14 protein-coding genes are annotated in these 14,579 nt (G+C 71.9%); 6 read left to right on the plus strand and 8 right to left on the minus strand.

Annotated elements, in window-relative coordinates:
* Position 1: 1 nt before the first annotated feature.
* The 5 genes from BLW82_RS13510 to BLW82_RS13530 all read right to left on the minus strand — a co-directional run bounded on the left by BLW82_RS13510 (position 2) and on the right by BLW82_RS13530 (position 2,905).
* Complete coding sequence (locus BLW82_RS13510; protein WP_093499025.1) at positions 2-652, minus strand: TetR/AcrR family transcriptional regulator; 651 nt, start codon at positions 650-652, stop codon at positions 2-4.
* A complete protein-coding gene (locus tag BLW82_RS13515) occupies positions 649-1,329 on the minus strand; it encodes a DUF4166 domain-containing protein (RefSeq protein WP_093499026.1) in 681 nt (226 codons plus the stop codon). Before BLW82_RS13515 ends, BLW82_RS13510 begins: the two co-directional genes overlap by 4 nt.
* Positions 1,326-2,069 (minus strand): hypothetical protein, encoded by a 744-nt coding sequence (locus BLW82_RS13520; RefSeq protein ID WP_093499027.1) that lies wholly within the window; start codon positions 2,067-2,069, stop codon positions 1,326-1,328. The genes BLW82_RS13515 and BLW82_RS13520 overlap by 4 nt, the downstream gene beginning before the upstream one ends.
* Positions 2,070-2,270: 201 nt before the next feature.
* Complete coding sequence (locus BLW82_RS13525; RefSeq protein ID WP_093499028.1) at positions 2,271-2,564, minus strand: MTH1187 family thiamine-binding protein; 294 nt, start codon at positions 2,562-2,564, stop codon at positions 2,271-2,273.
* A complete protein-coding gene (locus BLW82_RS13530; protein WP_093499029.1) occupies positions 2,561-2,905 on the minus strand; it encodes a DUF3817 domain-containing protein in 345 nt (114 codons plus the stop codon). Before BLW82_RS13530 ends, BLW82_RS13525 begins: the two co-directional genes overlap by 4 nt.
* Before the next feature lie 206 nt (positions 2,906-3,111).
* Here BLW82_RS13530 and BLW82_RS13535 point away from each other — a divergent pair, with 206 nt between their 5' ends.
* From BLW82_RS13535 to BLW82_RS13550, 4 genes are all read left to right on the plus strand, one after another.
* A complete protein-coding gene (locus BLW82_RS13535; RefSeq protein WP_093499030.1) occupies positions 3,112-3,744 on the plus strand; it encodes an AIM24 family protein in 633 nt (210 codons plus the stop codon).
* A gap of 1 nt (position 3,745) precedes the next feature.
* Positions 3,746-4,396: an AIM24 family protein gene (locus BLW82_RS13540; RefSeq protein ID WP_093499031.1), complete on the plus strand. Its 651-nt coding sequence runs from the start codon at positions 3,746-3,748 to the stop codon at positions 4,394-4,396.
* Complete coding sequence (locus tag BLW82_RS13545; RefSeq protein ID WP_093499032.1) at positions 4,393-5,199, plus strand: AIM24 family protein; 807 nt, start codon at positions 4,393-4,395, stop codon at positions 5,197-5,199. The genes BLW82_RS13540 and BLW82_RS13545 overlap by 4 nt, the downstream gene beginning before the upstream one ends.
* A 92-nt stretch (positions 5,200-5,291) precedes the next feature.
* Positions 5,292-5,768, plus strand: coding sequence for a MarR family winged helix-turn-helix transcriptional regulator (locus tag BLW82_RS13550; RefSeq protein WP_093499033.1), 477 nt, complete (start codon positions 5,292-5,294; stop codon positions 5,766-5,768).
* An 89-nt stretch (positions 5,769-5,857) separates the two neighbouring features.
* Here BLW82_RS13550 and BLW82_RS13555 read toward each other — a convergent pair whose 3' ends face one another.
* From BLW82_RS13555 to BLW82_RS13565, 3 genes are all read right to left on the minus strand, one after another.
* On the minus strand, positions 5,858-7,099 hold the full coding sequence (locus BLW82_RS13555) for an MFS transporter (protein WP_093499034.1): 1,242 nt from the start codon (positions 7,097-7,099) through the stop codon (positions 5,858-5,860).
* A 406-nt stretch (positions 7,100-7,505) separates the two neighbouring features.
* Complete coding sequence (gene meaB, locus BLW82_RS13560) at positions 7,506-8,462, minus strand: methylmalonyl Co-A mutase-associated GTPase MeaB (RefSeq protein ID WP_093499035.1); 957 nt, start codon at positions 8,460-8,462, stop codon at positions 7,506-7,508.
* Between the two features lie 58 nt (positions 8,463-8,520).
* Entirely contained in the window at positions 8,521-9,726 is a 1,206-nt protein-coding gene (locus BLW82_RS13565; protein ID WP_093499036.1) for an acetyl-CoA C-acetyltransferase, read from the minus strand.
* A 149-nt stretch (positions 9,727-9,875) separates the two neighbouring features.
* Between BLW82_RS13565 and mce the strand changes: the two genes are divergently transcribed.
* Both mce and scy read left to right on the plus strand, forming a co-directional pair.
* Positions 9,876-10,316 (plus strand): methylmalonyl-CoA epimerase, encoded by a 441-nt coding sequence (mce, locus tag BLW82_RS13570; protein ID WP_093499037.1) that lies wholly within the window; start codon positions 9,876-9,878, stop codon positions 10,314-10,316.
* Between the two features lie 222 nt (positions 10,317-10,538).
* On the plus strand, positions 10,539-14,387 hold the full coding sequence (gene scy, locus BLW82_RS13575) for a polarized growth protein Scy (protein ID WP_093499038.1): 3,849 nt from the start codon (positions 10,539-10,541) through the stop codon (positions 14,385-14,387).
* The last annotated feature ends 192 nt before the right edge of the window (positions 14,388-14,579 follow it).

Genomic DNA, 14,579 nt, shown 5'->3' on the forward strand with positions numbered 1-14,579 from the left:
CCTAGTTCCGGCCGGCCCGCCGCAGATGGTGCCGGACGGCTCGCTGGGCCACCGGACCAAGCTCCTCCAGCGCCGCGACCATCGCGCCGAGTTGTTCCAGGGCGTCCAGGGCCGCATGGGCGCCGGCCGTGTCGACGCCCTCGTACAGCTCGATGCCGACGAAGGACGCGGCGACCGCGCGGGCGAGCCCGGCCGGGTCGGCGAACTCGCCGAAGGGGGTGGCCGCGAGGACCCGGACGAGCACCTCCTCCATCTCGGCGATCCACAGGTCGAGCCCGGCCGCAGTGGCGGGCCCGAGCGCCTCGTGGGTCTGGGCGCCGGCCAGCAGCTGGCCGAGCAGCGCGACATGGCCGCCCGCGCGTGCCTCCTCGTGGATCTGCCGCCCCACGGTGAGCAGTTCGGAGAGCGAGCCGACCGCGGCGAGGCGGGGGCGGAAGCGGGCGACGGCCTGCTCGGCGCCGTACCGGCAGGCGGCGGAGAGGAGTTCGTCCACGGATCCGAAGTGGTAGAAGACCAGCGCCTGGTTGACCCCGGCCGCCGCCGCCACCGTACGGGCCGAGGTCTTGGCGATCCCCTGCTCGGTGAGCGTCCGCAGCGCGCCCTCCAGGAGCTTGTTCTTGGTCTCCAGGGACTTGGCGGTCTCCGGGCTCACCCGCGCGGCTCCTCACGGACCGGCCGCAGCCCGGGTCGCACCCCGCAGCCGCGGATGTCGGTGTACGACGCCTCGAAGGAGCCCTGGTAGCCGAAGAGCGGCCCGAAGTGCCGGTTCACGACCCGCACCCGGACCCGGAACCGGCCGGCCCGGTCGTCGTAGGACTCGCGCACCTCGGCGGTGGCACCGACGAGTGCAGGGACCCGGACGTCCACCGGGCCCTCCCTGAACCGGTGTTCGCCGGAGCGGATCAGCAGGGAGCCGTCGGCCTCGGCACGGAGGTGCAGCTCGCTGGCGAGGTGCTGATGGGTGCCGAGGTAGTCGAGGATCCGGTCGCCCTTGGGGCTGAGCACCATCTGGGCGTCGAAGCGGCGGGGGCGGCCGGGCAGGTCGAAGGTGCGCACGAAGGTCACCGTCTCACGGCCGTAGGTGTCCGTGTAGGGCACATTCTCGATCTTGAAGGGGACGTTCCGGGCGGCCTTCGGGACCAGGATGTTGCGGGTGGCGCCCAGCGCCAGGAACGGCTTCACGAACGCCGGCCCGTGCCAGATGCGCTCCATCACGCCGCGGCCGGTGCAGGCCTCGCCGCTCTCCAGGCCGACCGAGAAGCGCCGTCGGAGCTGCGGGTGCAGCCGGTCGAAGTCCGGACCCATGACCTTGCGGAACATCGAGGTCACGCCTGCTTCTCCAGGGTGTGCAGGACACGCGGGGCGGTGACCTTCGCCGACGGGGCGCGCAGGCATCGGCGGGCGGCGGGGGTGGTCGCGAGCGGGGCGACGAGGAGGGCCAGCGAGAGAGCGACCACGAGGAGGAGCGGGACCAGGAAGGCGACGGTGGGCGAGAGCGCGCCGAGGAGCGGGCCCCGGCGCAGGCCCGCGGCGCAGCCGGCGATCGTCAGCGCGCGGGCCGCCAGTTCGGCCAGCCAGTTCCGCCGGGCCCGTTCCGGGGTGATCCCGCGTTCCAGCCACAGCCGCAGCCGGTCGAAGGACCAGGCGGTGGCCCAGCCCATCAGCGGGCGCAGCACCAGCCGGTCGGCGAGCGCCCCGAAGGCACCCCAGCGGGGCCGGTAGTCGTAACCGGTGAGGAAGCGGACGCCGTCGCCGACCGGGATGTAGCGCCAGTAGCCGCTGCCCTCGGCGAGCAGCGAGAGCGGGTGCGGGGAGGTGAAGCGCAGGGCCGAGGTGCGGGTGCCGTCGGGGCGCTCCTTCTCCCCCGCCGAGACACCGGTGCCGGAGATCGTCAGGAACGGGAGCACGCGGGTGGCGTAGCGGAAGCGCTGCGGCTCGCCCGCCGCACGCGGCAGGTGGTCGATCTCGGTGAACCTCAGGTCCCAGCGTTGGTGCCGGGCCGGGTCCTGGGTGCGGGCCCACAGTTCGTCGAGGTCGGCTCGGATGTGCGCCTCTATGTAGAGACCCATTGGTGGTGTACCCCCGTCACCTGGTCCTTCGAGGGTTTTTTGAGCGAGCGCTCAAACCCTTCGGCGATGACGGTACCGGGTTTTGAGCGACCGCTCAATCGTCGGCCACGAGAAAACCCCGGCCGCGCGGGGCCGGGGTTTCTTTCCGCCGGGTTCGCTTCCGCCGGGTTCGCTTCCGCCGGTTCGCTTCCGCTGCTGCGGCTACTGGGCGAGGTACCGCTCGACCGTCGCCACCTTGCTGGTGAGTCCGTCGGCGACGCCGGGGCGGATGTCCGCCTTGAGGACCAGGGAGACCCGCGGGGCGCGCGCCTCGACGGCGGCGACGGCCCGCCTGACGACGTCCATGACCTCGTCCCACTCACCTTCGATCGAGGTGAACATGGCGTCGGTGCGGTGGGGCAGCCCGGACTCGCGGACCACCCGGACGGCGTCGGCGACGTACTCCCCGACGTCCTCGCCGACACCGAGCGGCGTGACGGAGAAGGCGACGATCATGCGTTCACGACCCCTTCCTTGCGGGCGCGGGCCGCGATGACCTCGTCCTCGGCGGCGCGCTTGAGCCTGCGCTCGGCGAAGAAGCCGCCGGTCGGCAGGACGGAGAGGACGAAGTAGAAGAGGCCGGTCTTCAGGGGCCACTTGGTGCGGTTCCAGGCGTCGGCCCAGAAGATCACGTAGAGGATGAACAGGACACCGTGGACCGCGCCCATCACGGGCACCGCGTTGAAGTCCGTGGTCCGCTTGAGCACCGAGCAGACGAGGAGGATCAGGAAGGAAACGGCCTCCGGGGCGGAGACCAGGCGGAGGCGGCGGATGGCGGTGGCGGTCTTGATGTCCACGGGTCACCTTCGGTGGGAGAGACGTCCACTCTTTGTGAACGCGAGCACAAACGTCCTGCCATTGTGGCAAAGGGGCGGCGCGGACCCGGCGCGGGGGTGGCGACGGCACCGCTGGCAGCCGCACCCCTAAGGGGCGGATCGGGGGTGATGTCCACCCACGGGACCTGTCGCCGCCGCCTGCCTGCGGCTACCTTCGCAGCGTGGCGATGTTCCGACTCCAGGGCAGCAAGGTGCTCGCCGTCGAGATGACCGGGGACGCCGTGAAGGCGAAGAACGGCTCGATGGTCGCGTACGACGGGCAGATGGCGTTCAAGAAGCTGAGCGGCGGCGGCGAGGGGCTGCGCGGGATGGTGACCCGGCGGCTCACCGGCGAGCAGATGACGGTGATGGAGGTGAAGGGGCACGGGACGTGCTGGTTCGCGGACCGGGCGTCCGAGATCAACCTGGTCGGCCTGCAGGGCGACAAGCTGTACGTCGAGTCCAGCAACCTGCTCGCGACCGACGCGGGCCTGCGCACCGGCACGACGTTCACCGGCCTGCGCGGCGCCTCCCAGGGCAACGGCCTGTTCACCACGACGGTCGAGGGCCACGGCCAGGCGGCGATCATGTCGGACGGCCCGGCGGTGGTGCTCAGGGTCAGCCCGCAGTACCCGCTGACCGTCGACCCGGGTGCCTACATCGCCCATCAGGGCAACCTCCGCCAGTCCTTCCAGTCGGGTGTGACCTTCCGCACGTTCCTCGGAGAGGGCGGCGGGGAGGCCTTCCAGATCCGGTTCGAGGGGGACGGCCTGGTGTACGTGCAGCCGAGCGAGCGCAACACGATCGCGGGGGACGTCTGAGATGGCCCTGCGCGAGGTGAACTCGAAGATGGTCGAGGCGACCGTGGTGCCCGGGCAGCGGCTGTTCAGCCAGCGCGGCGCGATGCTCGCCTACAAGGGCGAGGTGTCCTTCACGCCCAACATCCAGGGCGGCCAGGGCGGACTGATGTCGATGCTCGGCCGCCGGGTCGCCGGCGAGGCGACCCCCCTCATGACCGTCGAGGGCAGCGGTACGGTCTTCTTCGGGCACGGCGGCCACCACGTCCACGTCATCACCCTCACCGGCGACACCCTCTACGTCGAGGCGGACCGGCTGCTCGCCTTCGAGGGCACCCTGCAGCAGGGGACGATGTTCATGGGTTCCCAGGGCGGCGTGATGGGCATGGTCCGCGGCCAGGTCACCGGCCAGGGCCTGTTCACCACCACCCTAAAGGGCCACGGCGCGGTCGCCGTGATGGCCCACGGCGGGGTCTTCGAGATCCCGGTCACCCCGCAGCGCCCGGTCCACGTCGACCCCCAGGCCTACGTCGCCCACCACGGCGACGTGCGCAACAAGCTGTCGGCCGCCCTCGGCTGGCGGGAGATGGTGGGCCGCGGCTCCGGCGAGGCCTTCCAGCTGGAGCTCAGCGGCAACGGCATGGTGTACGTGCAGGCGTCGGAGGAGAAGCTGTGAGCGCATACGGAGCGCCCGGGCCGGCCGGACCGGTCGTCTACGACCCCATGACCCTCCCCGTCGACGACAACGTCAACAAGTACACCTTCTGCGTGGAGCTCAAGAGCGGTCAGTGGTTCCTGCAGAAGGGCAAGATGATCGCCTACTACGGCTCGATCGACTTCAACGGCGTCGGGCACGGCCGTTTGGACCGACTTGTCCGCACGTCTTTCCATTCGCCTCTGCACGCGAGCGACTGGGTGGTGGCGGAGGGCTCGGGCAAGATGCTCCTCGCCGACCGGGCGTTCGATGTGAACTCGTACGACCTTGAAGACGGCAACCTGACCATTCGCTCCGGCAACCTGCTCGCTTTTCAGCCAAGTCTCGCGCTGAAACAATCAATCGTTCCCGGTTTTCTGACCCTTATCGGAACCGGAAAGTTTGTGGCGGCGTCCAACGGTCCGGTGGTGTTCATGGAACCCCCCATCCGGGTGGACCCGCAGGCACTGGTGGGGTGGGCCGACTGCCCGTCCCCGTGTCACCACTACGACCATGGGTACATGACCGGCGTACTGGGCGGTCTACGTGCACTGACGGGCCTCGGCGGGGCCTCCGGAGAGGAGCATCAGTTCGAGTTCGTAGGGGCCGGCACGGTCCTGCTCCAGTCCACCGAGACCCTGATGGCCGAGCAGGCCACGGGAGCGGTTCCGCACGAGCCCGGAGTGCCCGGCGGAGGCGCCCCCTCCACAGGTCGTCCACAACAACCGGGGGCACCGCGCCTTCCCGGACAGCTGGGGGACCTCCAGCGTCGCTTCGGGCTGTGAGCGGTAGTCTGCGGAGTGTGACATCGAACGCGTGCGCACAGTCACACCACCCTCACTAGTTCGCCTTTCAACATTTTAGGTAGACTTCATTCATGGAGACCGAGACGGCCACGCGCTGGCTGACCGATGCGGAGCAGTGCGCCTGGCGCACCCACCTGGAGGTCAACAGGCTGTTGACGTACCAGCTCGAAAAGGATCTGCAGCCGTTCGGCCTGACAATGAACGACTACGAGATCCTGGTGAACCTGTCCGAGTCGGAGGACTACCGGATGCGGATGAGCGACCTCGCCTCCGCCACCCTCCAGTCCAAGAGCCGGCTGTCCCACCAGATCACCCGCATGGAGAACGCGAACCTGGTCCGCCGCGAGAACTGCGAGTCCGACCGCCGCGGCCTGTTCGCCGTCCTCACCGAGCACGGCATGGAGACGATGAACAAGGTGGCGCCACATCATGTGGCCTCCGTGCGACGGCACTTCATCGACCTGCTGCCGCCGGAGGCACTCATAGAGCTGGAGAAGGGCCTGAAGCCCATCGCGGAACACCTGCGGGGGCAGCGCGGGCGTCCGTGACGACAGACAGCACCTGAAAGCGGCGGACGGGGGTTCAGGTCCCGTCCGCCGCTCGCTGCATCATGACGCTTGTCGGCCCGCGGAGCCCGTCAGGAGGACGGGTAACTGCCGGACCGGCCTCCGCCCGCCCGCGGCCGGACGACGGCCCGCACCCCTACGGCGGACACGACGGCGACACCTCCCGCCAGCGCGAAGCAGACCGTCACCGGGACCCGCCCCGCCAGCACTCCCGCCGCCACGGACCCCGCGGAGCTGCCCGCGTTGACGGCAGCGTTCACCCATGCCCCGGCCCGCGTCCGCTCCCCCTCCGCCGCCGTCTCGTCGGCCAGCAGATACGCCGTCGTCAGGGTCGGGGCCACGAACAGCCCGGCCACCGCCATGGCCGCCGCCAGCGTCCGGACGCCCGGCGCCAGGCCCGCCGCGGCGAGGACCGTGCCCAGCCCCGCCGCCAGCCACGCCAGCCGCTGCCCGGCCGGGCGGCGCCACTCCACCGCCCCGTTCAGCAGCCCGCCCACCGCACTGCCCGCGGAGAGCGCGGCCAGCACCCAGGGGACCGCCGCCTCACCGTGGGACCGTCGCGCGGCGAACGCCATCACCAGCAGATCGGCCGCGCTCAGCGCGAGGCCGAGACCGACGGCCGCGATCACCGGGGCCGCCGGGAAACGGCCGGGCCGCCGGCCCGGCTCCCGCTTCGGCGGCACCACACCCCGCACCGCGGGCGATGCCACGAACACCCAGGTGCCGCCCAGCATCAGCACCGCGCTCAGCAGCACCCCCGCCGACGGCGGGCCGAACCGGAGCAGCAGGCCCACGAGCACAGGACCCGACACGAACAGCAGTTCCTCGGCGACCCCGTCCAGGCTGTAGGCCCGCCGCAGCAGCGCCGGGTCGTCGGCCAGGCGGCCCCACACCGCCCGCATGGTCGGGCCCAGGGGCGGGGCGCAGCAGCCCGTGAGCGCGGCGGTCGCCGCCAGCGCCGCCGCAGGGGCGCCGGGGCGCCAGGCCAGGGCGGCCAGGACGCAGAGCAGGACGCTGTAGAGCGCCGCCATCGGGGGCAGGGCACGCCGCGGGCCGAAGCGGTCGACCAAGGTCGCCCGGACCGGCAGGAGGACGACCGTCGCGCCGCCGAACAGGGCCATCACCGCCCCGGACACGGCGTACGAGCCGGTCGCCCGGGTGACCGACAGCAGGACGGACAGCGAGACCGTGCCGTAGGAGAGACGGGCCGCCAGGGCGGCGAAGAAGGTGCGGCGGGCGTGCGGAAGGCCCAGGACAGCGGCGTACGACGGCCGCCGGGCAGGCGAAGGGCGCGACGAAGTCAACGCGGACATGAGTGAGTTCCTCGGGCAGAGGCGGAAGAGGGGACACCTGAGCACGCCACGGCACGGGCTCTTCACGTGCCGGTGGCGGCGCCGGGTGCGCTCTTACGCCAAAGAGAGGAACATGCCGGTCAAGATAACAGCGCGGACGGCGATTCGGGTCCCCTCCGCCCGCCGTTGGCTGTCAGCGGGCGGGAGGACACCTACCGGCGTTCGCAGGGTGCCGCTGCGCCCACCCGTCCCGCCCTGCGGCACGCCTGCCCGCAGCTGGGTGGCTCGATGGGACACGGCTGGCAGCGCCCCGTAGGGGGCGCTGGGGGTCCCCCGGCCGAAGGCCGGGGGAGGAACTGCGCGACCAGCCCCCAGCGGCCCGCGGCCGTGCGGCACCCCGCGCCCCGCGACCTCGGCCCGACTCGCGTCAGCCCTCTGTGAGGCCCGCCACGAGCTCGTCCGCCGCGCGGTACGGGTCCAGGTCGCCGGCCACGATGCGGTCCGCGAGGGCGTCGATGTGACGGTCTCCGTGGAGGTCGCCGATGCGGGCGCGCAGGGCCGTCACCGCGATGGTCTCGACCTCGCGGGCGGCACGGGCCAGGCGGCGCTCCGCCAGGACGCCCCGCTCCTCCATCCAGGCACGGTGCTTCTCCAGGGCCTCCACCAGCTCGTCGATGCCCTCCGCCCGTGCGGCGACCGTCTTGACGATCGGCGGCCGCCAGTCGCCGGGGCCGCGGGACTCGCCGAGGCCCAGCATGTGGTTCAGTTCGCGGGCCGTGGCGTCCGCGCCGTCCCGGTCGGCCTTGTTGACGACGTACACGTCCCCGATCTCGAGGATGCCGGCCTTGGCGGCCTGGATGCCGTCGCCCATGCCGGGGGCGAGGAGCACCACGCTGGTGTCCGCCTGGGAGGCGATCTCGACCTCTGACTGACCCACGCCGACCGTCTCCACCAGGATCACCTCGCAGCCCGCCGCGTCCAGGACACGGATGGCCTGGGGCGCCGCCCAGGCAAGGCCGCCCAGGTGGCCCCGGGTCGCCATCGAGCGGATGTAGACGCCGGGGTCGGACGCGTGGTCGGACATGCGGACCCGGTCGCCGAGCAGGGCGCCACCGGAGAAGGGGGAGGACGGGTCGACGGCCAGTACGCCGACCCGTTTGCCCTGTTTGCGATAGGCGGTCACGAGCGCCGAGGTCGAGGTCGACTTGCCGACGCCCGGGGAGCCGGTCAGGCCCACCACGTAGGCGTTGCCGGTGAGCGGCGCGAGCGCCGCCATGACCTCCCTGAGCTGCGGGGACGCCCCCTCCACCAGGGAGATCAGACGGGCCACCGCTCGCGGTCGGCCCTCCCTGGCCTGGGCCACCAGTGAGGAGACGTCCTGCATCACAGCTCCGTTCGCTCCGTTCGCTGTCGTTCGCTGCTGTCGGTTCAGCGAAACGTACTCAGGCCTTCGGTACCCGCACGATCAGCGCGTCACCCTGACCGCCGCCACCGCACAGCGCGGCCGCGCCGACCCCGCCGCCCCGGCGCTTGAGCTCCAGGGCCAGGTGCAGGACGAGCCGGGCACCGGACATGCCGATGGGGTGGCCCAGGGCGATGGCGCCACCGTTCACGTTCACCTTTTCGGTGGACACCCCGAGGTCCTTCATTGACTGGACGGCGACCGCGGCGAAGGCCTCGTTGATCTCGATGAGGTCCAGGTCGCCGACCTCCAGGCCCTCCTTCTTGAGGGCGTGGTTGATGGCGTTCGACGGCTGTGACTGGAGGGAGTTGTCCGGTCCGGCCACGTTGCCGTGGGCGCCGATCTCGGCGAGCCACTCCAGGCCCAGCTCCTCGGCCTTGGCCCTGCTCATCACGACCACGGCCGCCGCGCCGTCGGAGATCTGCGAGGAGCTGCCGGCGGTGATCGTGCCGTCCTTCGTGAACGCCGGGCGGAGCCTGCCCAGCGACTCGGCCGTGGTGTCGCCGCGGATGCCCTCGTCCTTGCTGAAGACGACCGGCTCGCCCTTGCGCTGCGGGATCTCGACCGGGGTGATCTCGGCCTCGAAGATCCCGTTCTTCTGGGCGGCGGCGGCCCGCTGGTGGGACAGCGCGGCCACCGCGTCCTGCTCCTCACGGCCGAGGCCGAGACGGGTGTTGTGCTTCTCCGTCGACTCGCCCATCGGGATGTTCTCCCAGGCGTCGGTCAGGCCGTCGTAGGCCATCGCGTCGAGCATCTCGATCGAGCCGTACTTGAAGCCCTCGCGGGACTTCGGGAGCAGGTGCGGGGCGTTGGTCATGGACTCCTGGCCGCCCGCGACCACGATGTCGAACTCGCCGGCGCGGATCAGCTGGTCGGCCAGCGCGATGGCGTCGAGGCCGGAGAGGCACACCTTGTTGATCGTGAGCGCCGGGACGCTCATCGGGATGCCTGCCTTCACGGCGGCCTGGCGGGCCGGGATCTGGCCGGCGCCGGCCTGGAGCACCTGCCCCATGATCACGTACTGCACCTGGTCGCCACCGATCCCCGCACGGTCGAGGGCGGCTTTGATCGCGAAGCCGCCGAGGTCGGCTCCGGAGAAGGACTTCAGCGAGCCCAGCAGTCGTCCCATGGGCGTCCGCGCGCCCGCGACGATCACCGAGGTGGTTCCAGAGGTTCCAGAGGTCATGAGCTGCGAATCCCCTTACCGGCTGCACTGCCGAGGAGTGAACGAGGGTTTACTTCGAATGTATTGCGTGGCACTCCGTGCCGTCATCGGGCCGTCAGTGTGATCGCTGGCACGTTGCGTAACCATCGCCGTGCCGGTGGACTGAATCCATGCTGACGCGAATCGACCACATCGGGATCGCCTGCCACGACCTCGACGCGACCGTCGAGTTCTACCGGGCCACGTACGGCTTCGAGGTGTTCCACACCGAGGTCAACGAGGAGCAGGGCGTGCGCGAGGCCATGCTCAAGATCAACGAGACGTCCGACGGCGGCGCCTCCTACCTGCAGCTTCTCGAACCGACCCGGGAGGACTCGGCGGTCGGCAAGTGGCTCGCGAAGAACGGCGAGGGGGTCCATCACATCGCCTTCGGTACGGCGGATGTGGACGGGGACGCGGCGGACATCCGGTCCAAGGGCGTACGCGTTCTGTACGAGGAGCCACGGATCGGCTCCATGGGGTCGCGGATCACCTTCCTGCATCCGAAGGACTGCCACGGCGTACTGACAGAACTGGTCACTTCGGCGGCTGTTGAGTCACCTGAGCACTGACCCTCGTACATATGGGCCGGTAGGGTTGGGGGCGGTCGTCCCTTCGCACGTTCGCAGGGCTGGGGCGGCCGCATGCCGGGGTCCGGGTTTCGGGGGACGAGCGTCGGGGCAGCAGCCCGTGCTCCGCCGTTGATCTGACACCATTCCCCGGGGGCCCCGTTCGGCGGATGGACGGAGCTCGTTCGGAGAAGGTTGCGACCAGGGGACGGATGGGACCGCGCAGTGCGGGGCTACGAGAGCCAGGAGCGAGAGCCGGCGGCTGACGTCGACCACCTCTCTCGGTTCGAGGCCGAGATGAAACGGCTGAAGACCGAGCGGGAAAAGGCGATCCAGCATGCCGAGGACCTCGGCTACCAGGTCGAGGTGCTGCGCGCCAAGCTGCACGAGGCGCGGCGCACCATCATGTCCCGGCCCGCGTTCGACGGCGGTGACATCGGCTACCACGCCGAGCAGCTGCTGCGGAACGCCCAGGTACAGGCCGACCAGATCCGCCAGGAGGCGGAGCGGGTGGCCGCGGAGGCCCGGGCGCAGACCCAGCGCATCCTCCAGGAACACGCCGAGCAGGCCGCGCGGCTCCAGGCCGAGCTGCACCAGGAGGCGGTGACCCGCCGCCAGCAGCTGGACCAGGAGCTGGCGGAGCGCCGGCAGACCGTCGAGTCGCACGTCAACGAGAACGTGGCCTGGGCCGAGCAGCTGCGCGCCCGTACGGAGTCGCAGGCCAGGCGGCTGCTGGACGAGTCGCGGGCCGAGGCCGAGCAGGCGATGACGGCAGCCCGCGCAGAGGCCGAGCGGCTGGCGACCGAGGCGCGGCAGCGGGTGCAGGCCGACGCCGAGGCGGCCCGCGGGGAGGCCGAGCAGCTGCTGCTGCGCGCCCGCCGGGACGCCGAGCGGCTGCTGAACGCCGCGTCCACGCAGGCCCAGGAGGCCACCGACCACGCGGAGCAGCTGCGCAGCTCGACCGCGACGGAGGCGGACACCGCGCGCCGGCAGGCGAGCGAGCTGAGCCGGGCCGCCGAGCAGCGGATGGCGGAGGCCGAGGAGGCGCTGCGCAAGGCGCAGTCCGAGGCCGAGAAGCTGGTCACCGAGGCCGAGGCGAACGCCGCGAAGGCCCTGTCCAGCGCCGAGGCCACCAACGAGCAGCGCACCCGTACCGCCAAGGAGCAGGTCGCCCGGCTGGTCAGCGAGGCCACCAAGGACGCCGAGGCCACCAAGGCGAGCGCGGAGCAGGTCGTCGCGGACGCCAGGGCCGAGGCCGAGAAGATCATCGCCGAGGCCTCCGAGAAGGCCCGCAGTCTCACCGCCGAGGAGAGCGCCTCCCAGCTGGCGAAGGCCGCCAAGACCGCCGAGGACGTCCTGAACAAGGCGTCCGAGGAGGCCAAGCGGACCACGAAGGCCGCCGCCGAGGAGGCCGAGCGGATCCGCACCGAGGCGGAGACCGAGGCGGACCGGCTGCGCGCCGAGGCGCACGACATCGCCGAGCAGCTCAAGGGCACGGCGAAGGACGACACCAAGGAGTACCGCGCCAAGACCGTCGAGCTGCAGGAGGAGGCCCGCCGGCTGCGCGGCGAGGCCGAACAGCTGCGGTCCGACGCGGTCGCCGAGGGCGAGTCGATCCGCGCCGAGGCCCGGCGCGAGGCCGTGCAGCAGATCGAGGAGGCGGCGAAGTCCGCCGAGGAGCTGCTCGCCAAGGCCAAGGCGGACGCCGACGAGCTGCGGCAGACCGCGACCACCGACAGCGAGAAGGTCCGCACCGAGGCCATCGAGCGCGCCACCACGCTGCGCCGGCAGGCCGAGGAGACCCTGGAGCGCACCCGTCAGGAGGCCGAACGGCTCCGTGCGGAGGCCCAGGAGCAGGCCGAGACGCTGCAGGCCGACGCCGAGCGGGCCGCGGCCGAGCTGCGCGAGGAGGCCGAGCGGGGCGTCGAGGCCCGACGCGCGGAGGCCGCCGACGAGCTGACCCGCCTGCACACCGAGGCCGAGGACCGGCTCACGGCCGCCGACCGGGCACTGACCGAGGCGCGCGAGGAGGCCGGCCGGATCCGCCGGGAGGCCGCCGAGGAGACCGACCGGCTGCGCGGCGAGGCCGCCGAGCGGATCCGTACGCTCCAGCAGCAGGCCGAGACGGAGGCGGAGCGGCTGCGCGACGAGGCCGCCGCCGACGCGTCGGCGTCCCGTGCGGAGGGCGAGTCCGTCGCCGTACGGCTGCGGTCCGAGGCCGCGGCCGAGGCGGAGCGGCTCAAGCAGGAGGCCCAGGACACCGCCGACCGGGTCCGGACCGAGGCGCAGGCGGCCGCCGAGCGGCTGTCCACCGAGGCGTCCGAGACGCTGGCCGCCGCCCAGGAGGAGGCCGCCCGGCGCCGCCGGGAGGCCGAGGAGCTCCTCGGTTCGGCCCGCCAGGAGGCCGACCAGGAGCGTGAGCGGGCCCGCGAGCAGAGCGAGGACCTGCTGGCCCAGGCCCGCAACCGGGTCGAGGAGGCGCAGGCCGAGGCCGTGCGGCTGGTCGAGGAGGCGGACCGGCGGGCCACCGAGATGGTGTCGGCCGCCGAACTCCACGCGCAGCAGGTGCGGGATTCGGTCGCCGGGCTGCACGAGCAGGCGCAGGAGGAGATCACCGGGCTGCGCTCGGCGGCCGAGCACGCCGCGGACCGTACCCGGCGGGAGGCCGAGGAGGAGGCCGACCGGGTCCGCGCCGACGCCTATGCCGAGCGGGAGCGGGCCAGCGAGGACGCGACCCGGATCCGGCGCGAGGCCAACGAGGCGTCCGAGGCGGCGAAGGCGCTCGCCGAGCGGACCGTCGCCGACGCGATGACCGAGTCGGAGCGGCTGCGGTCCGAGGCGGCGGCGCACGCCCAGCAGGTGCGCACCGAGGTCTCCGACAGCATCGCCCAGGCGGACCAGGACGCCGCGCGCACGCGTGCCGAGGCGCGCGAGGACGCCAACCGGATGCGTTCGGACGCGGCGACCCAGGCCGACACCCTCATCACCGAGGCGCGCAACGAGGCCGAGCGGCTCCAGAGCGAGACCATCGCCGAGGCCGACCGGGTCCGCGCCGACGCCATCGCCAAGGCGGAGAAGCTGATCTCGGACGCCACCGGCGACGCGGAGCGGCTGCGGGCCGAGGCCGCCGAGACGGTCGGCTCCGCCCAGCTGCACGCCGACCGGACCCGGGCCGACGCCGAGCGGCTCAAGGCGGACGCGGAGGCCGAGGCCGAGCGGATGCTGAACGCCGCCCGCGAGGAGGCCGACCGCACCCTCGACGAGGCCCGCAAGGACGCCAACAAGCGCCGTCAGGACGTGGCCGAGCAGGTCGACACGCTCATCAACGAGACGACCGCCGAGGCCGACAAGCTGCTCACCGAGGCGCAGCAGCAGGCGATGAAGACCACCGCGGACGCCGAGTCTCAGGCCGACACCATGGTGGGCGCGGCCCGCAAGGAGGCCGACCGGCTGGTGTCCGAGGCCACGATCGAGGGCAACACGCGGGTGGAGAAGGCCCGCACGGACGCGGACGAGCTGCTGGTCGGCGCCCGCCGGGACGCCACCGCCATCCGGGAGCGGGCGGAGGAGCTGCGCGAGCGCATCACCGCCGAGATCGAGGAGCTGCACGAGCGGGCCCGCCGCGAGGCCGCCGAGACCATGAAGTCGACCGGCGACCGCTGCGACGCGCTCATCAAGGCCGCCGAGGAGCAGCTCGCCAAGGCCCAGGCCAAGGCGAAGGACCTGGTCTCGGAGGCCAACTCGGAGGCCGGCAAGGTCCGGATCGCCGCCGTCAAGAAGGCCGAGGGACTGCTCAAGGAGGCCGAGCAGAAGAAGGCCACGCTGGTCCGGGAGGCCGAGGAGCTCAAGGCCGAGGCGGTCCGCGAGGCCCGCCGCACGGTCGAGGAGGGAAAGCGCGAACTGGAGATCCTGGAGCGCCGGCGGGAGAACATCAACGGCGAGATCTCGCGTGTCCAGGACGTCCTGGAGGCGTTGGAGTCCTTCGAGGCTCCGTCGGCCGGCAAGGACGGCGGGGTCAAGGCGGGCAGTACGGTGGGTGCGCCCCGATCGGGTGGCAAGGCGTCAGAAGGCTAGAGACCGGGGTCGGTTCTGTAGCGTTCTGGGGCTTTTGATTAAATCTGCGGCAGAGGCTTTGGCAAGCGATCTCACAGCGAGCCACCCAAAAGGGGTGTCATTCTCCAGATCAAACACGTATCCGCTCGATGACACACCGCTTCGGCCCCTAGGATTCCCCCTATCACCTCACCGGTCTCTTTCGACAGGAAC

Origin of the sequence: Streptomyces sp. Ag109_O5-10 (assembly GCF_900105755.1) — a bacterium.
In the GTDB taxonomy this organism is placed as follows: Bacteria; Actinomycetota; Actinomycetes; order Streptomycetales; family Streptomycetaceae; genus Streptomyces.